25 protein-coding genes are annotated in these 24,101 nt (G+C 67.1%); 16 read left to right on the top strand and 9 right to left on the bottom strand.

Annotated features, from left to right (window positions below; translation table 11 throughout):
* Positions 1–24 precede the first annotated feature (24 nt).
* Both BUR94_RS15970 and BUR94_RS15965 read left to right on the top strand, forming a co-directional pair.
* On the top strand, positions 25–681 hold the full coding sequence (locus BUR94_RS15970; protein ID WP_074257766.1) for an LON peptidase substrate-binding domain-containing protein: 657 nt from the start codon (positions 25–27) through the stop codon (positions 679–681).
* Positions 678–875, top strand: a complete 198-nt coding sequence (locus BUR94_RS15965; RefSeq protein ID WP_074257165.1) for a Trm112 family protein — start codon at positions 678–680, stop codon at positions 873–875. The genes BUR94_RS15970 and BUR94_RS15965 overlap by 4 nt, the downstream gene beginning before the upstream one ends.
* A gap of 37 nt (positions 876–912) precedes the next feature.
* Here the strand turns inward: BUR94_RS15965 and BUR94_RS15960 are convergent, their stop codons facing one another.
* A complete protein-coding gene (locus BUR94_RS15960) occupies positions 913–2,172 on the bottom strand; it encodes a UbiH/UbiF/VisC/COQ6 family ubiquinone biosynthesis hydroxylase (RefSeq protein ID WP_074257164.1) in 1,260 nt (419 codons plus the stop codon).
* 44 nt (positions 2,173–2,216) lie between these two features.
* Here BUR94_RS15960 and BUR94_RS15955 point away from each other — a divergent pair, with 44 nt between their 5' ends.
* From BUR94_RS15955 to BUR94_RS15940, 4 genes are all read left to right on the top strand, one after another.
* The gene (locus tag BUR94_RS15955) at positions 2,217–3,542 is read left to right on the top strand and encodes an amidase (RefSeq protein ID WP_074257163.1); all 1,326 of its coding nucleotides are present in this window, start codon (positions 2,217–2,219) and stop codon (positions 3,540–3,542) included.
* Positions 3,543–3,709: 167 nt separating this feature from the next.
* Positions 3,710–4,897: an aminotransferase class I/II-fold pyridoxal phosphate-dependent enzyme gene (locus tag BUR94_RS15950; RefSeq protein ID WP_074257162.1), complete on the top strand. Its 1,188-nt coding sequence runs from the start codon at positions 3,710–3,712 to the stop codon at positions 4,895–4,897.
* A 20-nt stretch (positions 4,898–4,917) separates the two neighbouring features.
* Positions 4,918–7,740 carry a DNA translocase FtsK gene (locus BUR94_RS15945; protein ID WP_074257161.1) on the top strand — a complete coding sequence of 941 codons (2,823 nt, stop codon included), beginning with the start codon at positions 4,918–4,920 and terminating at the stop codon, positions 7,738–7,740.
* Positions 7,741–8,065: 325 nt separating this feature from the next.
* Positions 8,066–8,668: a LolA family protein gene (locus BUR94_RS15940; protein ID WP_074257160.1), complete on the top strand. Its 603-nt coding sequence runs from the start codon at positions 8,066–8,068 to the stop codon at positions 8,666–8,668.
* Positions 8,669–8,722: 54 nt separating this feature from the next.
* Here BUR94_RS15940 and BUR94_RS15935 read toward each other — a convergent pair whose 3' ends face one another.
* Entirely contained in the window at positions 8,723–9,310 is a 588-nt protein-coding gene (locus tag BUR94_RS15935; protein WP_074257159.1) for a transglycosylase SLT domain-containing protein, read from the bottom strand.
* Positions 9,311–9,411: 101 nt separating this feature from the next.
* A complete protein-coding gene (locus BUR94_RS15930) occupies positions 9,412–10,293 on the bottom strand; it encodes an AEC family transporter (protein ID WP_074257158.1) in 882 nt (293 codons plus the stop codon).
* 85 nt (positions 10,294–10,378) lie between these two features.
* Between BUR94_RS15930 and hspQ the strand changes: the two genes are divergently transcribed.
* Entirely contained in the window at positions 10,379–10,705 is a 327-nt protein-coding gene (hspQ, locus tag BUR94_RS15925) for a heat shock protein HspQ (protein ID WP_074257157.1), read from the top strand.
* Between the two features lie 40 nt (positions 10,706–10,745).
* Here the strand turns inward: hspQ and BUR94_RS15920 are convergent, their stop codons facing one another.
* The 3 genes from BUR94_RS15920 to BUR94_RS15910 form a co-directional block, all read right to left on the bottom strand.
* A complete protein-coding gene (locus BUR94_RS15920) occupies positions 10,746–12,314 on the bottom strand; it encodes a gamma-glutamyltransferase family protein (protein ID WP_074257156.1) in 1,569 nt (522 codons plus the stop codon).
* Between the two features lie 300 nt (positions 12,315–12,614).
* Entirely contained in the window at positions 12,615–13,124 is a 510-nt protein-coding gene (locus tag BUR94_RS15915) for an ATP-binding protein (RefSeq protein ID WP_084193067.1), read from the bottom strand.
* A 13-nt stretch (positions 13,125–13,137) separates the two neighbouring features.
* Positions 13,138–13,482 (bottom strand): STAS domain-containing protein, encoded by a 345-nt coding sequence (locus BUR94_RS15910; RefSeq protein ID WP_074257155.1) that lies wholly within the window; start codon positions 13,480–13,482, stop codon positions 13,138–13,140.
* A 94-nt stretch (positions 13,483–13,576) separates the two neighbouring features.
* On the opposite strand from BUR94_RS15910, the gene BUR94_RS15905 reads away from it, so the two are divergent.
* From BUR94_RS15905 to BUR94_RS15885, 5 genes are read left to right on the top strand one after another with little or no spacing between them, the layout of a single operon-like run.
* Positions 13,577–14,737: a thiolase family protein gene (locus BUR94_RS15905; RefSeq protein ID WP_074257154.1), complete on the top strand. Its 1,161-nt coding sequence runs from the start codon at positions 13,577–13,579 to the stop codon at positions 14,735–14,737.
* Entirely contained in the window at positions 14,730–15,200 is a 471-nt protein-coding gene (locus BUR94_RS15900) for a GAF domain-containing protein (RefSeq protein ID WP_074257153.1), read from the top strand. Before BUR94_RS15905 ends, BUR94_RS15900 begins: the two co-directional genes overlap by 8 nt.
* Positions 15,197–15,568: a GFA family protein gene (locus BUR94_RS15895; RefSeq protein ID WP_074257152.1), complete on the top strand. Its 372-nt coding sequence runs from the start codon at positions 15,197–15,199 to the stop codon at positions 15,566–15,568. The genes BUR94_RS15900 and BUR94_RS15895 overlap by 4 nt, the downstream gene beginning before the upstream one ends.
* Positions 15,565–15,936: a GFA family protein gene (locus BUR94_RS15890; RefSeq protein WP_074257151.1), complete on the top strand. Its 372-nt coding sequence runs from the start codon at positions 15,565–15,567 to the stop codon at positions 15,934–15,936. Before BUR94_RS15895 ends, BUR94_RS15890 begins: the two co-directional genes overlap by 4 nt.
* Entirely contained in the window at positions 15,933–16,580 is a 648-nt protein-coding gene (locus BUR94_RS15885; protein ID WP_074257150.1) for an RluA family pseudouridine synthase, read from the top strand. The genes BUR94_RS15890 and BUR94_RS15885 overlap by 4 nt, the downstream gene beginning before the upstream one ends.
* 57 nt (positions 16,581–16,637) lie before the next feature.
* Here the strand turns inward: BUR94_RS15885 and BUR94_RS15880 are convergent, their stop codons facing one another.
* Positions 16,638–17,306, bottom strand: a complete 669-nt coding sequence (locus BUR94_RS15880) for a glutathione S-transferase family protein (protein WP_074257149.1) — start codon at positions 17,304–17,306, stop codon at positions 16,638–16,640.
* A 214-nt stretch (positions 17,307–17,520) separates the two neighbouring features.
* On the opposite strand from BUR94_RS15880, the gene BUR94_RS15875 reads away from it, so the two are divergent.
* The 4 genes from BUR94_RS15875 to BUR94_RS15860 all read left to right on the top strand — a co-directional run bounded on the left by BUR94_RS15875 (position 17,521) and on the right by BUR94_RS15860 (position 20,457).
* The gene (locus BUR94_RS15875) at positions 17,521–18,174 is read left to right on the top strand and encodes a redoxin domain-containing protein (protein WP_074257148.1); all 654 of its coding nucleotides are present in this window, start codon (positions 17,521–17,523) and stop codon (positions 18,172–18,174) included.
* Between the two features lie 120 nt (positions 18,175–18,294).
* Positions 18,295–18,999 (top strand): peptidoglycan-binding domain-containing protein, encoded by a 705-nt coding sequence (locus tag BUR94_RS15870; protein WP_074257147.1) that lies wholly within the window; start codon positions 18,295–18,297, stop codon positions 18,997–18,999.
* A gap of 22 nt (positions 19,000–19,021) precedes the next feature.
* Entirely contained in the window at positions 19,022–19,696 is a 675-nt protein-coding gene (locus tag BUR94_RS15865; protein ID WP_074257146.1) for a hypothetical protein, read from the top strand.
* Positions 19,696–20,457: a metallophosphoesterase gene (locus BUR94_RS15860; RefSeq protein ID WP_245794497.1), complete on the top strand. Its 762-nt coding sequence runs from the start codon at positions 19,696–19,698 to the stop codon at positions 20,455–20,457. The genes BUR94_RS15865 and BUR94_RS15860 overlap by 1 nt, the downstream gene beginning before the upstream one ends.
* 60 nt (positions 20,458–20,517) lie before the next feature.
* Here BUR94_RS15860 and pnp read toward each other — a convergent pair whose 3' ends face one another.
* Positions 20,518–22,653, bottom strand: coding sequence for a polyribonucleotide nucleotidyltransferase (gene pnp / locus BUR94_RS15855; RefSeq protein ID WP_074257145.1), 2,136 nt, complete (start codon positions 22,651–22,653; stop codon positions 20,518–20,520).
* A 236-nt stretch (positions 22,654–22,889) separates the two neighbouring features.
* Positions 22,890–24,017 (bottom strand): sensor histidine kinase, encoded by a 1,128-nt coding sequence (locus BUR94_RS15850; RefSeq protein ID WP_074257144.1) that lies wholly within the window; start codon positions 24,015–24,017, stop codon positions 22,890–22,892.
* Positions 24,018–24,101 lie beyond the last annotated feature (84 nt).

Raw genomic sequence — 24,101 nt, 5'->3', positions numbered from 1 at the left:
ACCGGTCGGCCTACCTCCTTGGCCATGATGCACGCAGCCGATCTCCCCGAGACACTTCCGGTCTTTCCTCTGCCTGGCGCGCTGCTCCTGCCGCGCGCCCGGCTGCCTCTGCATATCTTCGAGCCGCGCTACCTGGCGATGCTCGACGACACGCTGAAGACCTCTTCGCGCCTGATCGGCATGGTGCAGCCCTGCGAAGGCCCCAAGGGCTGCGGCTGCGGCCCGGGGCGCTTGCAGAAGATCGGCTGCGCTGGCCGGCTCACCGGCTTCTCCGAAACCGAGGATGGCCGCTACATGGTGACCCTCACGGGGATCTCGCGCTTCCGGCTTCAGGAGGAGCTCGACGGATTCACGCCCTACCGCAAGGTCAAACCCTGCTGGAAGGGCTTCGACCGTGACCTCGGCAAGCCCGAGCACGACAAGGGGTTCGATCGCAGGGCCTTCATGCCCAAGCTCTGCCGCTACTTCGAGGCGCAGGGTCTCTCGACCGACTGGGACAGCCTCGAGGACGCCGACGACGAGTTGCTGATCAATTCGCTCTCCATGCTCTGCCCCTTCGACGTAGAGGACAAGCAGGCGCTGCTCGAGGCCCCCTCGCTCGAAACCCGGCGCGAAACGCTGGTGACCCTGATCGAATTCGCCCTGCGCAGTGGCGAAGACGGCGAGGAACGGCTGCAATGAGCGACGACCCCAAGGCCCATTCCGGCGTCGAGCGCCACGTGCTCGAGGCCCTCGTCTGCCCTGAGACCCAGGGCGTGCTGCGCTACGACGCCGAGGCCGGCGAGCTGATCTCGGAGCGGGCACGCCTCGCCTTCCCGATCCGCGACGGCATCCCGATCATGCTGGTGGACGAAGCCCGCAAGCTGGACGATTGAGCGCAGGGTGGGGCCCGCCCCACCGACCGCAAGCTGCCTAGAGGGCCTTGCCCTGCAACAGGCGCGGCAGATCGCCGGTGAGCCCCGCCGCCTCGCGGATGAACCGCCGCCGCAGGTCCGGCAGGGCCGCCACGGCCGATACGCCCAGGTCGCGCGCTGCCCGCAGGAGCGGATTGTCGTTCGAGAACAGGCGGTTGAACCCGTCCGTCGCCAGCGTCAGCGCGGTCCTGTCAAAGCTGCGCCACGCCCGGTGCCGCTCCAGCACCAGCGCCGATCCGCAATCCTCGCCGCGCCGCCGCGCCTCGGTCACCACCTGCGCCAGCGTCGCCACGTCGCGCAGCCCCTGGTTCAGCCCCTGCCCGGCAATCGGGTGAATCCCCTGGGCCGCATCGCCCACCAGCGCCAGCCGCTCCGCCACGATCCGCTCCGCCACCGTCAGGGTGAGCGGATAGGCAAAGCGCACGCCTTCCAGCCGGATCTCGCCCAGGAAGTCGCCGAAGACCGGCCGCAGCGCCGCCAGAAACGCCTCATCGCTGGCCTTCGCCAATTCCTTGGCCTGGTTCCGCCGTTCCGACCAGACGATGCTGCTCCGATCCCCCGGCAGCGGCAGGATCGCCAGCGGCCCGGAAGGCATGAAGAACTGATGCGCCACGCCGCCGTGGGGCCGCTCGTGGGCCACGGCGCAGGTCAGCGCGGTCTGGCCATAATCACTGTCGCGCCGCGCAATCCCGGCCCGCCGCGCCGTGGGCGAGCCGCGCCCGTCGGCCCCGGCCAGCAGCGCCGCCTTCAGCACCCGCCCCGAGCCCAGCGTCACCGCCACATGACCCGGTGCCACGGCCTGCGCCACGATCTCCTCGCCCGCCAGCACCGTCACGCCGGGCGCGTCGGCCAAGGCGGCCATGAGCGCAGGCCGCAGGTGCCGGTCTTCCAGCATGAAGCCCATCGGCCCTTCGTCGATCTCGCCGTGATCGAGGTGCAGCAAGCCGCCCAGCACGCCCTCGCCGGGCCGTCCGTCGCCAGTTTTCACATGCAGGATCGGCTGCGCCTTCTCGGCCACCGCACCCCAGACCCCGAGCGCCTCGAGCAGCCGCTGCGAGGCCAGCGCCAGGGCATAGGAGCGTCCGTCGAAATCGGGCGAGGCCTGCGCATCGGCGGGCAGCCGGTCCACCACCACCACCCGCGCGCCGCCCTGGGCCAGCGCCAGCGCCAGCGAGGCTCCGGTCAGCGCGCCGCCCGCGATGATCACATCCGCATCAAACATGGGGCGGACTATGGCCCGCCCGGCGGGATTGTCCATGGGGCGCGGCGTCGCTACCGTCGCCGCAAACACGGGAGACGGATATGGACTGGCAGGGCACATCGGCATCGGAGCTGGGCAGGGCGATCGGCAGGGGCGAGATCTCTCCCCTGGCGCTGACCGAGGCCATGCTCGCCGCCATAGAGGCGCATGAGTTCGGCCCCCGCATCTATGCCCGCCTCACCCGCGAACGTGCCCTGGCCGAGGCCGAGGCCGCCGAGGCCCGCGCCAAGGCCGGCACCCGCCGCAGCCTGCTCGATGGCGTGCCGATCTCGTGGAAAGACCTGTTCGATACCGCAGGCGTGGCCACCGAAAGCGGCTCCAGGCTGCTCGAAGGCCGCACCCCCACGCGCGACGCCCTGGTGCTTGCCCGTGCCTCCGCCGCTGGCCTTGTCTGCCTCGGCAAGACCCACCAGACAGAGCTCGCCTTCTCCGGCATCGGCCTCAACCCCGTCACCGCCTCGCCGCCCTGCGTCAACGATCACGCGGCGGTCTCGGGCGGCTCCTCCTCCGGCGCGGCGACCTCGGTGGCCTTCCACCTCGCGGCGGCTGGGATCGGCTCCGATACCGGCGGCTCCGTCCGGACCCCCGCCGCCTGGAACGACCTCGTCGGCCTGAAAACCACCCACGGCCGCCTTCCGCTCACCGGCACCGTGCCGCTCTGCGCCAGTTTCGACACCATCGGCCCGCTCACCCGCACCGTCGAAGATGCCGCCGAGCTGCTGGCGGTGATGGAGGCGGGCCGCGCGCCCGACCTGCGCGGCGCCACGCTGGAGGGCACCCGCCTGATGGTGCTGGAAACCGTCGCGCTCGACGACCTCGCCGGGGCCGTCTCCGCCGGGTTCACCAGCGCCGTCGAGCGGCTCCAGGCCGCCGGCGCGCTGGTCACCCGCCGCGCCCTGCCGCTGGTGGCCGAGGCGATGGCGCTCGCCGGGCCGCTCTACGCGCCCGAGGCCTATGCCACCTGGGAGGCCGAGATCGAAGCTGCGCCCGAAAGGATGTATCCGCCCGTGCTCACCCGATTCCGCGGCGGGCGCGACGTGCCGGCCCGCGAGAACATCGCCGCATGGCACAAGCTCCACCGGCTTCGGGCGGCCTGGGCAGAGGCCGTGGCGGGGTATGACGCCGTGCTCATCCCCTCGGTCGCCAACCTGCCGCCGAAGCAGGAGGCCGTGCTGGCCGACGAGGCGCTCTTCACCTCCGAGAACCTGCTTGCCCTGCGCAACACCCGCATCGGCAACCTCATGGGTCTGCCCGCGCTCACCCTGCCCACCGGCGTGCCCTCCACCGGCCTCATGCTGATGGGCGCGCCCATGGGCGAGGAGCGGCTGCTGCGGCTGGGCGCTGCGGCGGAGGCGGCGCTGTCGTGACCCGGCCCAGCCCCGGTTTCTCAACACGTTGACTCAAATGCCACAATTCCCGCCCGACCCGGACCAAAATGCAACGGTTTCGCTGGACGGGGCCTGCCCGCGCGGCCTATCCTGCCTGCAAAAGCGGGGCAAAGACCCTGCACCCGAGGCAGTAACGTACAAACAAGATGACCTTTCCAGAGCGGTTCTCGAACCTGCCAGATTACGCCTTTCCGCGCCTGCGGAAACTTCTCGATGGCATCGCGCCGGGAGGAGAGGTGATCGACATGACCATCGGCGAGCCGCGCCACGGCCTGCCCGGCTTCGTTGCCCCGGTCCTCGCGCAATACGTTGAAGACTTCGCCAAGTACCCGCCGAACGACGGCACGCCCGAGCTGAAGGCGGCGATCACCGGCTGGCTCTCCCGCCGCTACGGCGTCGCGCTCGACCCCGAAACCCGGGTGATGGCGCTCAACGGCACCCGCGAAGGGCTGTTCAACGCCTGCCTCGCGCTCTGCCCCGAACGCGCCGCCAACGGCGACACGCCGACGGTGCTGCTGCCCAACCCGTTCTACCAGGTCTACGCCGTGGCCGCCGCCGCCGCCGGGGCCGAGCCGGTCCTGGTGCCCGCCACCCTGGCCACCGGCTTCCTTCCCGATTTCTCCGCGCTCCCCGAGGATGTGCTGGCCCGCGCCGAGATCGCCTATATCTGCTCGCCGTCAAACCCGCAGGGCGCGGTCGCCGACACGCTCTACTGGCGCGAGCTGATCGGCATGGCCGAGGGCTACGGCTTCCGCCTCTTTGCCGACGAGTGCTACTCCGAGGTCTACCGCGACACGCCGCCGCCGGGCGTGCTCCAGGTCGCCGCCGACATGGGCGCGGACCCGGAGAAGATCGTGAGCTTCCACTCGCTCTCCAAGCGGTCCAACCTGCCCGGCCTGCGCTCCGGCTTCGTGGCCTCCGGCCCGGCCAACATCACCGCCATCAAGCGCCTGCGGGCCTATGCCGGCGCGCCCATTCCGCTGCCGCTCCAGCGGGTCTCGGAGCTGGCCTGGTGCGACGAGGCCCATGTCGAGGAGAGCCGTGCGCTCTACCGGCGCAAATACGCCATCGCCGACGAGATCTTCGCCACCTGGCCCGAGTACAGGCCCCCGCAGGGCGGTTTCTTCCTGTGGCTCAAGGTCGACGACAGCGAGCAGGCCACCATCAAGCTCTGGCGCGAGACCGGGGTGAAGGTGCTGCCGGGGGCCTACCTGGGCCGCGAGGTCGAGGGGGAGAACCCCGGCGCCGGCTACATCCGGGTGGCGATGGTAACGAAAGATACAGACGAGCTGCAGGCGGGGCTGACACGGCTCCGCGACTGCCTCGCAGTTTGAGGATCAGGACGAGGGACAAGATGGCATATCAGGCAAAACACCGTGACCCGTTGTTCGACAGCGCCATGCAGGCCGCAATCGAGAAACGCGGGCGTGAGATGATCGGCATCGGCCTCATCGCCGCCGGCCTCATGGTGGCCCTGATGCTCGGCTCCTACGTGCCAGACGATCCCTCCTGGCTCTCCGCCACCGATGCGCCCGCGCAAAACGTCCTCGGCCGCTTCGGCGCCTCCATCGCCGGGCCGCTCTTCATCATCGTGGGCCATGCCGCCTGGACGATCCCGGTGATCCTTGCCGCCTGGGGGGTCCGCTTCGCCCGCCACGTCGGCAGCGAGCGTGCCCTGTCCCGGCTGGTCTTCGCCCCCATCGCCGTGGCTCTGGCCGCGATCTACGGCGCCATGCTCACGCCCGGCGGCGACTGGGTTCACAGCTTCGGCCTCGGCGGGCTCTTCGGCGATACGGTGCTGGGCGCGCTGCTCAACATCCTGCCCATCGGCGCGGGCCTCGGCGTGCGCCTGCTGGCCATTCCCCTCGGCCTCGGCGCGCTGGCCATGCTGGTCTTCACGCTGGGGGCCACCCGCGCCGAGCTTCGTCTCTTCGGCCGCTTCCTCATGGTCGGGCTTGTCCTGCTCTATGCCGGCGCGCTCAAGCTGATGGGCAAGGGGGCCCAGGGCTCGCTCTCGCTGGCCCAGGCCCTGAAGGCCCGGCGCGATGCCCGCCGCGAGGCCGCCGCCGAAGCCGACATGCTGACCGAGGCCGCCGCGCCCCTGGTCGCCCGGCACGATTTCACCCCGCGCCCGCTAGTGGTGCAGGATGACGAGCCTGCGGTGCATGCGCCCGAGCGCCGGGGCCTGCTGGCCAGTGTCACCGGGCTGGTCCGCCGCCCGGTCGAGCCCGAGCTGGTCGAGCGCGAGGCGCCCGACTACGACGCCGAGCAACCCGCCGACGACCGCATCCGCGCCCGCATCTCCGATGCCATCCGCCAGCGTGCCCGTGGCGGCGGCGCGGTGCGTCCGGTGCTCTCCAACGGCCTGCCCGCCGAGCCGCCGGTGGTGCGGTCCCGCAAGCCGCAGCCGCTGCTGCTCAACACCAAGGGCGCCGTGCCGCCCGCGCCGATGGCCCTGCTCGATGACGACATCGAGATGATGGAGCCCGACGAGGCCCCGGCGCTGCCGCCGCAGCCCCGCGTTACCGCCGCGCCCGCCGCGGCCCCGGCGCAAGCCGCCGAGCCCCGCGCCACGGTGCAGCACCCGGTCCGCAAGCCCGCGCAGCCCTCGCGCCGTGCCCAGGCCGAGGCCCAGCCGTCGCTCTCCTTCGACCCGGAGGAGGCCCGCTTCGAGTTGCCGCCGCTCTCGCTGCTGTCCCAGCCCCAGAAGGTCGACCGCACCCACCTCTCCGACGAGGCGCTCGAGGAGAACGCCCGGATGCTGGAGACCGTGCTCGACGACTACGGCGTGCGCGGCGAGATCGTCTCGGTCCGCCCCGGCCCGGTGGTCACCATGTACGAGCTGGAGCCCGCGCCCGGCCTCAAGGCCTCCCGCGTCATCGGCCTGGCCGACGATATCGCCCGCTCCATGTCGGCCCTCTCGGCCCGCGTCTCTACCGTGCCCGGCCGCTCGGTCATCGGCATCGAACTGCCCAACGAGCGCCGCGAGATGGTGAACTTCCGCGAGATCCTCTCCGGCAAGGACTACGGCGACGGCAACCACCGCCTGCCGCTGGCGCTCGGCAAGGACATCGGCGGCGAGCCCGTGGTGGCCAACCTCGCAAAAATGCCCCACCTGCTCATCGCCGGTACCACCGGCTCGGGCAAGTCGGTGGCGATCAACACCATGATCCTGTCGCTTCTCTACAGCCTCTCGCCCGACGAGCTGCGGCTGGTGATGATCGACCCCAAGATGCTCGAACTCTCCGTCTATGACGGGATCCCGCACCTGCTGTCGCCCGTCGTGACCGACCCCAAGAAGGCCGTGGTCGCCCTCAAGTGGGTCGTGGGCGAGATGGAAGACCGCTACCGCAAGATGTCCAAGATGGGCGTCCGCAACATCGAGGGCTACAACGCCCGCGTCCGCGACACGCTGGCCAAGGGCGAGATGTTCTCGCGCACCATCCAGACCGGCTTCGACGACGACACCGGCGAACCCGTGTTCGAGACCGAGGAGTTCAAGCCCGTCACCCTGCCCTTCATCGTGGTGATTGTCGATGAGATGGCCGACCTGATGATGGTCGCGGGCAAGGAGATCGAGGCCTGCATCCAGCGCCTCGCCCAGATGGCCCGTGCCTCCGGCATCCACCTCATCATGGCCACCCAGCGCCCCTCGGTCGACGTGATCACCGGCACCATCAAGGCCAACTTCCCCACCCGGATCAGCTTCCAGGTCACCTCCAAGATCGACAGCCGCACCATCCTGGGCGAGATGGGCGCCGAACAGCTGCTCGGCCAGGGCGACATGCTCTACATGGCCGGCGGTGGCCGCATCACCCGCGTCCACGGCCCGTTCTGCTCGGATGAAGAGGTCGAGGAGGTCGTGAACCACCTCAAGAGCTTCGGCGCGCCCGAATACGTGAGCGGCGTGGTCGAAGGGCCGGAGGACGACAAGGAAAGCGACATCGACCTGGTGCTCGGCCTCGGCGGCAACACCGACGGCGACGACGCGCTCTACGACCAGGCCGTGCAGATCGTCATCCAGGACCGCAAGTGCTCGACCTCCTACATCCAGCGCAAACTCGCCATCGGCTACAACAAGGCTGCCCGGCTGGTGGAGCAGATGGAAGACAACGGCCTCGTCGGCGCCTCCAACCACGTCGGCAAACGCGAGATTCTCGTGCCCGAGCCGAACTGACACCGGAGCATTTTCGCCACCCCGCGGGCAGCCCGTGGGGTGGACAAAGGCGACCAGTGCACTGCCCCACCGCGCGCCGCGTTCACCACGTTTGGCCGATTTCGCGTATGTATGGGATGTGCATGGGTTGTGTATCGGTTGTGCATCCCCGATATTCCCGTTTCGTTCCGGTCAGTAAGGTTTTGGCGCGGTCCCGCAAGGGGCCGTTAACCTGCGGCGGAGCCAATCCGCCGTGCTCGCCGCCTTGTTATCGCATATCAGGACCAAACCGCCTAAGTAGGGCGTTGACGGGCACAAGCCCTGCGAAACAATTCAAGGACGACGCATGAAACTCCTGCGCACCCTCATGGCCCCGGTTCTGCTGCTGGCCCTCGCTCTCCCGGCCGCTGCACAGCAAGCCTCTCTCTCGGCTTTGTCGAAGTATCTCAATGACTTCACAACCGCGACCGGCGAGTTCACCCAGATCAACGCCGATGGCACCATCTCCACCGGGCAGGTCTACATCCACCGCCCCGGCCGCATCCGCTTCGAGTACAACAAGCCCGACACCAGCCTCGTGATGGCCGGCGGCGGGCAGGTCGCGATCTTCGACAGCAAATCCAACACCGGCCCCGAGCAATACCCGCTCGCCCGCACGCCGCTCTCGATCATCCTGGCCAAGACGGTCGATTTCAACCGCTCCGGCATGATCACCGGCCACAAGTCCGACGGCAAAACCACCACCATCCGCGCCCAGGACCCCGAGCACCCGGAGTATGGCCACATCGAGCTGGTCTTCACCTCCTCGCCCATCGAGCTGCGCCAGTGGATCATCACCGATGATGCCGGCTCCCAGACCACGGTGGTGCTCGGCGAGCTGAACAAGGGCGGCAACATGCGCCCCTCGCTGTTCAATATCGTGCAGGAAACCAATCGCAGGCAGCGCTGATCCGGCCAGAAAAACAAGGGGATCGGTGCCCAGGCGCCTGTCCCCTTTTCCGCGTCAGGCCTTGCCGCAGGCGGCCAGTTGGGCGCGATAGATCTCGGACCGGGCACCGACGCTGCCTGCCACGCCCACCAGCCAGGCCTTCGCGTTGTAGCTGCCGCGCGCAAAGCCCGAGTGCCCCTCGTGATAGGCCAGGTACTGGTTGCGCGCATCGGTCAGCGGCACGCCGTTCCGCTCGCGGGTCTTGTTCATGTACCAGCCCATGAAATCGGTGGCGTCCTCGATATCGTCGCGCTTGGCGCGGCGGTTTCCTGTCTCCGCCTTGTACTCCTCCCAGGTCGCATCCAGCGCCTGGCTGTAGCCATAGGCAGAGCTTTGCCGCCCCATCGGGATCACTCCCAGCACCCAGCGATAAGGGGTGCGGGCATCGCCGTCGAACTTGCTCTCCTGGTAGATCGTCGCCATCTGAACGTGCACCGGCACGCCCCAGTTTCGCTCCGTGCGCTTCATCGCCCGCAAATACTTGGGCCGCTCGCTCGCCAGCTCGCAGGCGTTCTCGAGGTTGCGGGGGCTGTCCATCTCGCGTCCGCCGCCGCAGCCCGCAAGAAGGGCCAGTACCAGCACGACGCTGATTTTCCTGCTCATTGTCACTCGCCTCATGCTTTCGCGGTCTTTGCCGCTTTTACCTGATAATATGCGAATTCAACACATTGGGGAACGCCCAACTGCGGCGACCGGATCACATTTCAGATCAGAAAGGCCAGAGCCACCGGCAGGAAGGCGACCGAGAGCAGGGTCGAGGCCACCACCAGGCCGGCCACCGCCGAGCTGTCGGCGCCGAACCGCTCGGCCAGTAAGTAATTCGTAACCGCAATCGGTGTTATCAATTGCAGGACGAGAACGGCAAAGGCGGTTCCGGTCAGGCCAAAGGCGAGGCCGGCCACCACGGCGATCCCGGCGCAGAGCGCGGCCTTGAGCAGCGACAGCCAGAAGGCACGGCCGATATCGCCGGGTTGCAGCCGGGCCACGGCAACGCCGAGGGTGATGAGCATGAGCGGGATGGCGACCTGCGCGATGAGGTCGATGGTGTTGGTGACCCACTTGGGCGTCTGCCAACCCTGCCAAAGGAAGAGCGCGCCGAGCGCGGTGCCCACGACGACCGGTTCCTTGAGGGATTTCAGCGGGTTGCCGCCACCCGAGACGAGCCAGATGCCGTAGGTGAAGGAGATCATCGCCATGATCGCAAAGATCACCACGGCAAAGCCCAGCCCCTCCTCGCCGAAGGCGAAGAGCGCCAGGGGCAGCCCGAGGTTGCCCGTGTTGCCAAAGATCAGCGGTGCCAGGTAGGTCCGGTTGTCGAGCTTGAAGACAAAGGTCACGAGGTAAAACACCGCGATGACGGCGGCATAGGCGGCGATGGCGGCGAGGGAGACGGATGTGAGGGCCTGGGGGTCGATCTCCGTCTTCATCAGCGCGCCGAAGATCAGGCAAGGGATCGCCAGTGTCATCACCAGACGCGTGATGAACCGCATCGGATAGTCCTGGCCGAGCTTGACCCAGATAAAGCCGATGGCCGCGAGGATGAAGACCGGCGCCACGATCTGCGCCACTGTCAGGACGAGGTTCACACACTGTTTCCCTGTTTTTCAGGGCGGATTTCTAGACAACGCCCCCTGCCTGCACTAACCATCGGCCTGTGGGGAGCGCAATGCTATGATGAAAACGCGGGCAAAATATCACCTTGGACAGGTGGTGAAACATCGAAAGCATCCCTTTCGGGGGGTGATCTTCGATGTCGATGCCATGTTCTCGAACACCGACGAGTGGTATGCCGCGATCCCCGAAGAAAGCCGCCCCTCCAAGGATCAGCCGTTCTACCACCTGCTCGCCGAGAACGACCAGAGCTATTACGTCGCCTACGTCAGCGAGCAGAACCTGGTGGCCGACTACTCCGGCGAGCCGGTCGACCATCCCGACCTGCCCGATCTCTTCGGGCCGTTCGAAGATGGGGTCTACCCGCTCCACTTTCAGCTCAACTAACTGATTTCACTCGCATTTCACTGGTGAAGCCCGCGCCCGGTCAATAGCCGATCGCGCAGCCGTCCTTGCGCGGGTCGGAGCCACCCACCAGCACTCCCTCGGGCGTGATCCTGATCGCCTGGGCCCCCCCGATGGGCGCCGGGGCGGGCACCACCTTGTGCCCAAGCTCGGCCAGCGCGGCGCGGGTGGCCTCGGGGAAGGGGGCCTCGAGCTGCAGCTCGCCCTTCTCGGCAAACAGGCGCGGGAAGTCGATCGCCTCCTGCGGGTCCATTCCGAAATCCAGCATGTTCGAGGCGAATCGCGCATGTCCTGCGGCCTGGTACTGCCCGCCCATCACGCCAAAGGGCATCTCGACCCGCCCCTCGTGCAGCATCATTCCGGGAATGATCGTGTGCATCGGCCGCTTGCCGGGCGCCACCACGTTGGGATGCCCCTCTTCCAGGGTAAAGCCCGCACCGCGGTTCTGCATCAGGATACCGAACTTCGGCGAGGCGAGGCCGGAGCCGAAGCTGTGGAAGATCGAGTAGATCAGTGAAAGCGCCATCCCGTCGCCATCGACCACGCAGAGATAGACGGTATCCCGATGCACCGCCTCGGTGATGTTGGTGACCTGCTGCATGGCGCGCTTGGGGTCGATCAGCGCGGCCAACTCCTGCGCCAGGCCAGGCTGCAGCAGCGCCGCAGGGTCGGCCATGCAGGCCGGGTCGGCGACGAGGCGGTTGCGGGCGTCATAGGCCAGCTTGCTCGCCTCGGCCTCGATATGGCTGCGCTCCGGCCCGAGCGGATCCATCGCGGCAATGTCGAACTGCGCGAGGATCGCGGCGAGGAGGAGCGCGGTGGTGCCCTGTCCATTTGGCGGGTGCTCGGCGATGTCGCGGCTGCGATAGGGGCCCGTGAGCGGGCTGCCCCAGTCGGCGGTGACACCGGCAAAGTCGTCCAGCGTATGGCTGGCACCGGCCACGGCGGCCAGCATGTCTTCGGCCACCTCGCCCTCGTAGAAGGCTTTCGGCCCCTGCGCGGCAACGCGGCGAAGCACCTCGGCCTGGCCTGGCGACCGAAAGACCTGGCCCACCTGGGGTACGGCTCCGCCCATGAGGTAATGGCTGCGTGCGGCCCCTTGAAGCGTGGCCTCCGCCGCCTTCCAGTCGCGCAGCACGCGGGGGGCCACGGGGATGCCGGCCTCGGCGTAGTGGATGGCCGGGGCGAGGCTGTCGGCCAGCCCCTTCCGGCCAAACCGCTCGGAGAGGGCGGCGAAGCCCGCCATCGCTCCGGGCAGGGTTACCGCGTGGGGCGACGTCAGCGGAATGACCGGGCCCTGCGCCCGCAGCGCCCCGGCATCAATCGCCGCAGGCGCACGGCCCGAGCCGTTCAGCGCGTGGATCTCGTCGGTTCCAGCCGGCTTGACCAGGGCAAAGCAGTCTCCGCCGATTCCGGTGCTTTGCGGCTCGCAAAGGCCAAGCAGGACGGCTGCGGCGATGCCCGCATCAACCGCGTTGCCGCCGGCCTTCAGCATCTCCACCGCAGCCTGGGCAGCCAGCGGGTGCGACGTGGCGCACATGCCGCCAGTGGCAAGGACTGGCGAGCGGCCCGGATATTCGAAATCGCGCATGAAACATCCTCCGGCGGCGACACTAGGCGGCAAGGCCGCGGGCGGCAAGACGGTGATGTTGGGAAGAGAAGAACCTCGACGCCACGCACTGGGTGGGGGCTATGAAGCGTGGCGCCGAGGGAAGCTATATGCAGCTACCCTGCCTGTATCGCCCTTGATCCTGTCTGTCTTGAGGTTGGATGAGGACCTTTTTGCGGCGTTGATTTCCAGGAGGGAAACAATACGCCCACCGGAGCGGATTAGTGGCGCAATGCCACGGTTCCAGGGGGCAATTCGATGCGTGCCGGAGCAGCGCGTTGCTCAGTCCCCTTCGGCAAATCCAACAAGGTCGAGCGAAAAGGTCAGGCGATTCTCGTTATCGGTTCGCGTGTAGCGCAGATCCCGTGTGAGCTCCCGAATGAGAAGCCACCCGAACCCGCCTTCGGGCAGCTCGTTCGTCGGCACATCCAGCTCCGCGGCCTGCCCAACCGGCACGACAAGGCCGGGCATCGGCCGGCCCCGATCGGTAACGCAGCAGAACAGGCGGCGATCTCCCTGCAGAACTGCAATCTTGATCTCGCCCGAGCCATTTTCGTCGTAGGCATGTTCGACCACGTTGTTGAGAACTTCCGCCAGCACCAGCTCGACGATGCCACGCTCGCTCTCGTTCAGATCGAGAGGCGACAGGTCTCCCAGAACCTGTTCGAGGGCGCGGCGCACCTCCAACGGGGTGCTGGACAGGACAATGCGGAGCGCATTCTGCGGCCATCTTTCGCAGGTGTGGCGCTGGGCGAGGGCAGGGCGGTCGATGGTGCGGACGCGGTTGGGCATGCCACCTGGCCCGTCAGGCGGCGGTCTCGCCGGCGGCCAGGGCGTCCGCGGCGGTAGCGTGGATGGTGAAGACCGAGTCCATCCGGGTGAGCGCGAAGACCTTGGCCACCGTCCTGGTCAGCCCGGCCAGCTCCAGTTGGGCGCCGGGCTCCACCTGCTTCATCGCACCCACCACCGCGCCAAGGCCCGAACTGTCAAGAAAGCCGACCCGGCTCATGTCCAGCACGATGCGGCCGGGGTGGCCTGCGGTGAGCGTGCGCATGGCCTCCTTGAAGGATACCGCGACCGCCGCATCTATCCGGCTCTCATGCACGGTGACGAGTAGGATCGCTCCCTTGTTGACTGCTTCGACGTTCATGGCCTGCTCCGTGACGGGTGGAAATACCGACAGGCCTAGACGCGAAACCTTACCATTCGGTATGCACGAGCAAGATCACCAGCGGGAGAGAGCCATGGCACGGGTCGGAATTGCAGGCGCTGCGCGCACGCCGATGGGCGGGTTTCAGGGCGCATTCGCCGATGTCAGCGCGGCGGAGCTGGGCGGCGCGGCGATCCGCGCGGCTCTGAGGCAGGCAGGGGCGGAGAGCGCCGATGAGCTGCTGATGGGCTGTGTCCTGCCGGCGGGCCAAGGCCAGGCCCCGGCGCGGCAGGCGGGCTTTGCCGCCGGTCTAGGCGAGGAGGTGCCCGCGACGACGCTCAACAAGATGTGCGGATCCGGCATGAAGGCCGCGATGATGGGCTACGATTCCATCGCCGGTGGCGGGGCGCAGGTGGTGGTGGCCGGCGGCATGGAGAGCATGACCGGCGCGCCCTACCTGTTGCCCAAGATGCGCGGCGGCGCCCGCATCGGCCACCAGGCAGTGCAGGATTCGATGTTTCTCGACGGGCTCGAAGACGCCTACGACAAGGGCCGCCTGATGGGCACCTTCGCCGAGGATTGCGCCGAGCACTTCCAGTTCACTCGCGCCGCACAGGATGACTACGCCCTCGGCTCGCTGGAAAACGCCCTGGCGGCGCAGAGCGAGGGCCGCTTCGAGGGCGAGATCACGCCGGTCACCGTGACGTCGCGCAAGGGCGAAACCGTGGTCGGCGAGGATGAGCAGCCGAGGCTTGCCCGCCCCGAGAAGATCCCCACGCTGAAGCCCGCCTTCCGAGAGGGCGGCACGGTGACGGCGGCCAACAGCTCGTCCATCTCCGACGGCGCAGCCGCGCTGGTGCTCGCGGGCGAGGGTTCCGGCCTGCCGATCCGCGCCCATATCATGGGCCACGCCTCCCACGCCCAGGCGCCCGGCTGGTTCACCACCGCGCCCGTGCCCGCCGCGCAGAAGCTCCTCAAGCGCCTTGGCTGGACCGTCGACGACGTGGACCTCTGGGAGGTCAACGAGGCCTTCGCCGTGGTGCCCATGGCCTTCATGCGCGAGATGGGCGTGACCCGTGACAAGATCAACGTCAACGGCGGTGCCTGTGCGCTCGGCCACCCCATCGGGGCCTCCGGCGCCCGCATCATGGTGACCCTGCTCAACGCGCTCGAAAAGCGCGACCTCAAGCGCGGCGTCGCGGCGATCTGCATCGGGGGAGGCGAGGGCACGGCCATCGCGATCGAACGTGCCTGAGGTCGATTACGCGGCACTGGCCAAGGTGGTCGACAGCCTCACCGAAAACGAGACCGACGAGGTGGCGCTCATGGCCACGCTGGCCTGCGAGATCCACCATTCCGACGACCGTTTCGACTGGACCGGCTTCTACCGGGTCACCGCACCGGGCGTGCTGAAGATCGGCCCCTACCAGGGCGGGCACGGCTGCCTTGTCATCCCTTTCGGCAAGGGCGTCTGCGGCACCTGTGCGCAGACCGGCGAGGTCCAGCTCGTCGATGATGTCGAGGCCTTCCCCGGCCATATCGCCTGCTCCTCTTCCACCGGCTCCGAGATCGTCCTGCCGGTGCGCGGGGCCTCCGGGCGGCTCATTGGCGTGCTCGATATCGACAGCGACCAGCCGGCGGCCTTCACCCGGGCCGATGCCGAGGGGCTGGCGCGGGTGCTCGAAGCGGCCTTCGGTAATGGCGGGCACTGGCGATGAGCCTGAAAGGGAGTTGCCTCTGCGGCGCGATCCGTTTCGAGGCGAAGGGGACGCCGCAGGGCGTGTCGGTCTGCCACTGCAGTCAATGCCGCCGCATGTCCGGCCACCTCTGGGCGTCGGCCTACGTCAAGGACGATGAGCTGACCATTTTCGGCACCCCGCAATGGTATGTCTCCTCCGGGACCGCCAGGCGCGGCTTCTGCCCCACCTGCGGCAGCTTCCTGTTCTGGAAGCACGACGCCGAAGACACCACCAGCTTCGCCCTCGGCGCCATCGACGGCCCCACAGGCCTGACCCTGCAAAAGCACATCTTCACAGCCGACAAGGGCGACTATTACGAGGACGCCGATGGGGTGGAGCAGAAATGAGCCTGCGCGGCCGGTGCAACTGCGGTGCGGTGCGTTTTGCCCTGCTCTCGGCGCCCGTCGAGCCGCTGGCCTGCCACTGCACCCAGTGCCGCAAGCAATCGGGCCACTACATGGCCGATGCCGAGGTGCAGGAAAGCGAGATCGTGATCGAAGGCGAGGTGCGCTGGTATCACGCGAGCGAGACGGCCCGGCGCGGCTTCTGCCCGGTCTGCGGCTCCGGCCTGTTCTGGCAGCGCCTCGGTTCGGGCGACGTGGGATTCTCGCTCGGTGCGCTCGAAGGCCCGACCGGACTGCGGTTGGAGAAGCACATCCATACGGCCTCCAAGGGCGACTACTACGAGATCGCCGACGGGCTGCCGCAGGAATGAGCGACGACTACACCCCCCCCGACAGCCCGCTCGACGTGCTGCACCACGACCATGAGTTGCTCGTGCTCAACAAGCCTCCCGGCCTGCTCTCGGTGCCCGGCAAGGGCGAGCACCTGTCCGACTGCCTGCTGGCCCGAGTTCAGGCGGCATTTCCCGAGGCGCTGCTGGTGCATCGGCTCGACCGGGACACCAGCGGCGTGATGGTCTTTGCCCTCACGCCCCATGCACAAAGGCACCTTGGGCTTCAATTCGAGCACCGTCGGACGAAGAAGCAATATGTGGCGCGGGTCTGGGGCGAGATGGCTGAAGCGGAGGGGGTCGTGGACCTGCCCCTGATTGTCGACTGGCCGAACCGACCCTTGCAGATGGTGGACCACGAGGCCGGAAAGCCCGCGGTGACGCGATGGAAACGGCTCAAGGCGGGCGGCGGAGAAAGCCGGGTGCGGTTGATGCCGGAGACCGGGCGCTCGCATCAGCTTCGGGTCCACATGCGGGAGATCGGCCACCCGATCCTGGGCGACCCGTTCTACGCCCAGGGCCCGGCCCGCGACTTTCCCCGCCTCATGCTGCACGCCGAAATGCTGCGCGTGCTCCATCCCGACGGCGGCAAGGGCGTGAGCTTTCGCGCGAAGGTGCCGTTCTGATGGCCGGGTAGCACCGACCCTGCGGATTGCACGCCGGGTCGGCGTGTGGCGGGCCGCTCACTTCGCGTAGTTTGCCGCGTTGCTTTCGATCTCCGCGATCTGGTCGGTCATCGCCTTCTGGTAGGCCGGGCGGGCGAGGCAGCGGTCACGGTAGGCAACGAGGCTCGGGAAGTCCTCGATCAGGGCCAGCCCGTCGAGCCCGTGGAGCACGGAAGCCATCATCAGGTCGGCCACGCAGAAGGTGCCTCCCAACAGGTAGTCCTTGTCGCCCAGCGCCCCGGCCAGCCGCTTCAGCTTTTTCCCGGCCATCGCGCGCAGCGTTGGCGCCACCCGTTCGGCGGCCTCGCGGTCTTCCACGAAGGTTTGCACGGTGCCAACAACGCCGGTGAGAGGCTCGACCGAGTTCAACGCGGCGAAGACCCAGCTCAGCGCGGCGTAGCGGTCTAATCCGGGCGGCAGGAGAACGTCGCTCTGTTCCGCGATCCGCCAGACAATGGCCCCGCTCTCGAACATCGGCGTGCCATCCACCTCCAGCACCGGCACCTGCCCGAAGGGCTGGCGGGCGAGATGCTCTGGCTTGCCCTGGGTGCCCATGGTCACATGATCGACCTCATAGGCGAAGCTCGCCTCGATCAGCGCCCAGCGCACACGGAAATCGCGCACCTGGCCCTTGGCGAAGTCGGGTACCCAGTCGTAGCCCCAGACCTTCAGTCGCGAGTCCTTCATGGTGCGCCTCCCTGTTTCTCGCGTTGATATCAACATTAATTCACGGCGAGTCGCAATGCTCCTGGACGGCGTGCCGCAAGCGGGCTGCGGCTCGAACCACCGTTCCGTTGTTTAAGGTCGCGGCAATACGTCCTCCCGGAACCGGGGCTGCCCCCCTTTTCAATTCGCTCAGTGCCCGTACATTCCACGGCAAGTGCAAAACCAGGAGGACACCATGGCCCTGCGCATCAACGACACCGTCCCGAACCTTACCTTTCCAACCGATCTCGGCGAACTGACCCTGCACGACTGGATCGGTGACAGCTGGGCGGTGATCTTCTCTCACCCGAAGGACTTCACCCCGGTGTGCACCACCGAATTCGGGGCGGTGGCCCAGCTCTCCGACGAATGGGCGAAGCGTGGCACCAAGGTGCTCGGCGTCTCCGTCGATGGCGTGGAGGACCACAAGAAGTGGAAAGGTGACATCGAGAGCTTCGGCGGCGCCGAGGCCGGCTTCCCGATCGTGGCCGATACCGACCTCGCCTTTTCCAAGGCTTTCGACATGCTGCCCGCCGATGCCTACCTGCCCGATGGCCGCACCCCGGCCGACAGCGCCACCGTCCGCTCGGTCTTCATCATCGCGCCGAACAAGAAGGTTCAGCTGATGATGACCTACCCGATGTCGGTTGGCCGGAATTTTGCCGAGGTGCTCCGCGCCCTCGATGGCCTGCAACGCACCTACGAGCAGCCGCTGGCCACACCGGCAAACTGGGAGACCGGACAGGATGTGATCGTGGCGCTGGCCCTCGACGATGCCGCCGCCGAAGCCAAGTATGGTGCGCTCGACAAGAAGCTGCCCTATCTGCGCTTTGCCAAGAATCCGGGGTGAGCCCACCGGCAACATCCCGCGAATGTGAGAAAGCCCCGTTGGTGACGACGGGGCTTTTTTGCTAGGCTTCCCCGTGAAAGGTGCGTGGGCGCAGCCCTCGGCTTCACGCGATTGAATTGTATGACGCAGCCATATCGGCGGTTTTGCGCCGTTCTTCTTCTCGTGTTCGGAGCGGGTCTGTTCGCTCCTGCCGGTCTCCATGCGCAGGACAGTCCGGCTCCGGCAGTCGAGGCTGGCGGCGAGAGCGCGGCGCCTCTGCTGATAGACGATGCCGGCGAGCCCCAGACCGCGCGCGTGAATACCGTTGGCATCATCGGAGAGGATGTTCAGGTGTCATGGGCGGACGATGGGTCGCCGCTTGTGCGGGTCGCCATTCCGGCGACCGTCTTCATGCCGATCGAGGAAGAGGAGCGGCAAGACATGCTGTTGACCCTCCAGGAAGAGCTCAACCGCCTCGGCTGTGATGCCGGTCCGGTTGACGGCGACTGGGGGCGGCGCTCCGAACAGGCGCTCGACCGCCTCAAGGCGGCGGTCCCGGATGTGTCGGAGATGGACCTTTCGATCACGCTGGCAGGGCTCCTGCAAAAGATGCCAGAGGGCACCTGCCCGCTGATCTGCTCGGTCCGCGAAGTGAAGGTCGACAACCGCTGCGAGTTGAAGACCTGCCCCTCCGGCCAATACCTGGACACACGCGGCAGTTGCCAGGTGCGCCAGGCCAAGGCCTCGACACCGAAAAAGAGCACGACGACCAACAGGAGTAGCGGCGGCGGTGGGGGCGGTTCGCGCAAGTGCGCCACCTACAATGGCCGCACCTATTGCAACTGAAACTCAGCCGGGAGGTGAAGCGATGGCAATGCTCAAGTGGACGGTTCTGGCGGGGGCAATCGTTGCGATGAACGCATCGACGGCGGCGGCCGAGTTGCACATCTCGGTCAGCCTGACCGAAAAGCAGCAGAGATCGCGCGGGCTGGGTAGCAGCAACGATACCTGCCGCACGCAATATGCGATCAAGACGCTCGGCCCGCTGCTATTCATCGAAACGGTCAAATCCAACTGCCGGACGTTTCAGGTTGGCAAGATCCAGGGTGCGGACGGATCGGCGGCGGCCATCGTCTTCGAGGGACGTTCCAGCCAGGATCGCAAGACATGCAGCTATGACGCCAAGTCACGGGTCGAAACCTGCAGCGACCGCACCAAGGTGCGTCTGCCCAAGGGACCTGACGAGAACTACAAGGCGCAGATCGACACGCGCTCGAAATACCAGCTCGGACGGGACGGGCTGATTGCCACGCGCCAGTCGGTTCGCACGGCCACAACGCCCGGCGGCTATCAGGAGCGCACCGACGCAACGCTGAAGATGTCCCTCTCGATGAAGGGCGGCGCTTGCCAGCTGGTGGAGTTCACGACCGCTTCCAAGACCAAGGTCCTGAACCCGGGGCGGGGTCGCGCCATCAAGGGTGCGGATACCATCGAGAACCGCAGGCTGGTAAAGACCGAGAGCTGCAAGGTCATAAGCCGCTAGTGAAGAACGCCTTTCTGAACCTGTTCCGCAGGGCGGGTGCATCGGCCCGCGAGGTGCCGTTCGACGGTGGCCTGCCCGAGCCCTCGGAGGCCTTTGTCGCCGTGGGCGACGTGCATGGCAGAGATGATCTTCTGGCACGCCTCCTTGACCGGCTGAACCGCGAGGCTCCGGGCCTGCCGCTGGTCTTCGTTGGCGACTACGTCGATCGTGGCGATCAGTCGGCACAGGTTCTCCGGCGTCTGAAGGCTCTCGATGCGGAGGGGCGCGCGGTCTGCCTGCGCGGCAACCACGAAGAGATGATGCTGAGCTTTGCCGAGGGCCGTTATCCCCGCTGGCTGGCTCATGGCGGCCTGCAGACCCTGGCGAGCTTCGGGCTGGGGGCAGGTGTCACCGAGAACGGTGGGCGGGGCCTCGAGGCCGCGATGGTGGAGTTGCGGGCGACACTTGAGGGCGAGGGGCTGCTGCCGTGGCTGTCAGCCATGCCCCGTTTCTGGACGAGCGGAAACGCGGCTGTCACCCATGCCGGAGCGGACCCGGCGAGGGCGCTCGAGGCCCAATCCCGGTCGCTCACCAACGGGCACCCCGACTTCTTTTCGACGCCGCGATCAGACGGCCTCTGGATCGTTCATGGCCACTACGTTCGTGACGAGCCCGAAGTGGCGCCGGGCCGTATCGCCATAGACACGGGTGCCTTTGCGACGGGCCGCCTCACCGCGGTGGTGATGTCACCGGGCGAGCCACCCAAGTTCATCGAAGCGTGAAAACGCAAAAGGGCCCGAGGTTTCCCCCGGGCCCAATCGTATCTGCAGAAGTAGCGCGCCCTACTCGGCGGTCTCTTCGCGCTTGACCTCTTCGCCGGTCTCCTGGTCGACAACCTTCATCGACAGGCGAACCTTGCCGCGATCGTCGAAGCCCAGCAGCTTCACCTTCACGTCCTGGCCTTCCTCAAGCAGGTCGCTCGGGTGGTTCAGGCGCTTGTTGGCGATCTGGCTGACGTGCACGAGGCCGTCGCGCTTGCCGAAGAAGTTCACGAAGGCGCCGAAGTCGACGATCTTCACGACCTTGCCGTTGTAGATCTTGCCTTCTTCCGGCTCGGCCACGATCGACCAGATCATGTCCCGGGCCTTTTCGATGGCATCGGCGTTCGGCGAGGCGATCTTGATGACGCCGTCATCGTTGATGTCGACCTTCGCGCCCGACACTTCGACGATCTCGCGGATCACCTTGCCGCCCGAGCCGATCACTTCACGGATCTTGTCGGTGGGCACGGTCATGGTCTCGATGCGCGGGGCATGGGTCGAGAACTCGGTCCGTCCAGCGGAGAGCGCCTTGGACATCTCGCCGAGAATGTGCATCCGGCCGTCCTTGGCTTGGGCCAGCGCCTTCTTCATGATCTCGGGGGTGATGCCGGCAACCTTGATGTCCATCTGGAGCGAGGTGATGCCGTTCTCGGTGCCCGCCACCTTGAAGTCCATGTCGCCGAGGTGATCCTCGTCGCCCAGGATGTCGGTCAAGATGGCGTATTCACCGTTCTCTTCCAGCACCAGGCCCATGGCCACACCGGCCACCGGGGCCTTCAGCGGCACACCGGCATCCATCATCGAGAGCGAACCGCCGCAAACGGAGGCCATCGAGGACGAGCCGTTGGACTCGGTGATCTCCGACACCACGCGGATGGTGTAGGGGAAGTCGGTCGGCGCGGGCAGCACGGCCTGAAGCGCACGCCAGGCCAGCTTGCCGTGGCCGATTTCACGACGGCCCGGAGGGCCGAAACGGCCCACCTCACCCACCGAGTAGGGGGGGAAGTTGTAATGCAGCAGGAAGTTGCTGCGGTAGTTGGCGTGCAGCGCGTCGATGATCTGCTCGTCGTCGCCGGTGCCCAGCGTGGTCACCACGAGGCCCTGCGTTTCACCGCGGGTGAACAGCGCCGAGCCGTGAGTCCGGGGCAGGATGCCCACTTCAGACACGATCGGGCGCACTTCGGTGGTCGAACGGCCGTCAATCCGCTTGCCGGTCTTCACCACGTCGCCGCGGAGGATGGAGGACTCGAGCTTCTTGAGCGCGGACCCGAGGTTCTTGTCTTCCTTCTGCTCGTCGGTCAGCGCGGCCAGGATCTTTTCCTTGGCGGCGGAGACGGCCGAGGTGCGCTCCTGCTTGTCGAGGATGCCGTAGGCGGCGCGCATGTCGGCTTCGCCGGCGGCCTTCACGGCGTCGTAGAGCGCCGAGTAATCCGGCGGCTGGAAGTCGAACGGCTCTTTCGCGGCTTCTTCGGCGAGGCTGATGATGAGGTCGATCACCGGCTGGATCTGCTCATGCGCAAAGGTCACGGCGCCGAGCATCTCGTCTTCGGTGAGCTCGTAGGCCTCCGATTCCACCATCATCACCGCGTCCTTGGTGCCGGCGACCACGAGGTCGAGGCGCTGGTCGGGGTTCAGGCGCAGCTGGTCCATGTCCTGCACTTCGGGGTTCAGAACGTATTCGCCATCCTCGAAGCCCACGCGGCAGGCTGCGATCGGGCCCATGAAGGGGGCGCCGGAGATGGTGAGCGCGGCCGAAGCGGCGATCATCGCCACGATGTCCGGGTCGTTGACCAGGTCATGCGAAAGCACGGTGCAGATCACCAGCACTTCGTTCTTGAAACCCGGCACGAAGAGCGGGCGGATCGGACGGTCGATCAGGCGCGAGGTCAGCGTCTCTTTCTCGGTCGGACGGCCTTCACGCTTGAAGAAGCCGCCGGGCACCTTGCCCGCGGCATAGTATTTCTCGTTGTAGTGAACGGTGAGCGGGAAGAAGTCCTGCCCTTCCTTCTGGGTCTTGGCGAAGGTGACGTTGGCCATGACCGAGGTCTCACCCAGCGTCGCGATGACGGAGCCATCGGCCTGACGGGCCACACGCCCGGTTTCGAGGGTGAGGGTCTCTTCGCCCCACTCCATGGATTTCTTGGTAATTTTGAACATGTTCGTTTCCTGTTAGGGAGCTCTCCCGGGCGTATCCCGGGTCTCCCGTTTGAATGGCGGCCCCATTGCCGCCGACCCCTTTCATCTGTTCCATCGAGCGCCGGGGTCTTGGCGCAACGTCTCAGATGGCCGGGCCATACAGGAAAGCGGGGCCGATGGGAAGCGTCGTGACATCGCAGCCGGCCCGAGGCGGCGGCAATCGGGCCATTGAGATCGCGGTGCTGCGAGCCGGCGGCCTATTCGGCCAGACGCTCCCTCGAAATGGTAATCCGGCGGGTCATGCCCGCGGGGCGAAGATCGGTTTCGAGGGTTCCGTCGAGCTGCCCTTCGATGGCCACGCTGATAAGCCGGGTGCCAAAGCCCGTGGCCGTTCCCGTGGGCTCGGAGGCCCGCCCCGCTTCCCGCCAGTCCATGACGAGGGAGTTTCCCTCCACCCACCATTGCACTGCAAGGCGGCCATCGGCGACAGCGAGGGCCCCGTATTTGGCGGCGTTGGTGGCCAACTCATGCAGCGCGAGAGAGAGCGACGTGCTGGCTCGCGGGCCCAGCACCACGTTGGGCCCCTCGATTCGGGCGATGTGATCCTGTCCATAGGGGGTGAGCAGGGTTTCGAGCAGTTCCGACAAGGCAATGCGGTCGCCCACCGGCTTGCCGGCCTGGATCAGCGGAGCCAGGAGGTTGTGCGCGTTGGCCAGCGCCTGCAGCCGCGCTTCGAGTTCAACCTGCGCCTCGCCGTTGGAGTGGCTGAGGCGCACCATGCCGCTGACCACGGTGAAGAGGTTCTTCACCCTGTGGTTCAACTCCTCCACCAACAGCTGACGCTCGGCGAGGGCCTGATGCAGCTTGATCTCGCTCTCGACGATGCCGGCAATGTCCTCCAGCGCCTTGAGCTGACTTTCCGACCATTCGTGCGCCTCGCTGTCGATGGCGCAGAACGAGCCCAGAACCTCGCCGCCCGGCCCGCGGACCGGCACGCCGAGATAGGCGATCACCCCCAGCTCGCCCACCGCGCCGTTGCCGGCAAGCAGCGGGTGGGTGCGGGCGTCGACTACCGCGAGGGATGTGCGCGACGACACCACATACTGGCAGAAGGAATGGCTCAGCGGGGTCTCGCGGTCGGCGACGCCGGCGTCAGCGAGCCCGGACTGCGCCTTGAAGAACTGCCGCCGGTTGTCGACCAGCGACAACAGCCCGACCGGGGCACCGGTTATCTGGCGCGCGAGGCGCACGGCGCGGTCGTAAACCTCCTCCGGCACGCTGTCCATCAGGCCGGTTTCTTCCAACTCCGCGAGCCGCTCGCGCCGCCCCAGTTCGGCGGCGTGGTCCTCCGGCTCGGAAGCGGGAAACTCTGGCAGGTCCACCATTGATGCGTGCCCCCCGGGCTGCGTTGTTCCGGCAAAAAGCGTTAGCAGGTCGGGTCCGCCTGCACCACGCGTTTTCCCGGCGAG

This window comes from Vannielia litorea (assembly GCF_900142295.1).
In the GTDB taxonomy this organism is placed as follows: Bacteria; Pseudomonadota; Alphaproteobacteria; order Rhodobacterales; family Rhodobacteraceae; genus Vannielia; species Vannielia litorea.
The sequence above is the reverse complement of the archived record's forward strand: the minus strand, read 5'-3'. Positions and strand labels throughout refer to the sequence as shown.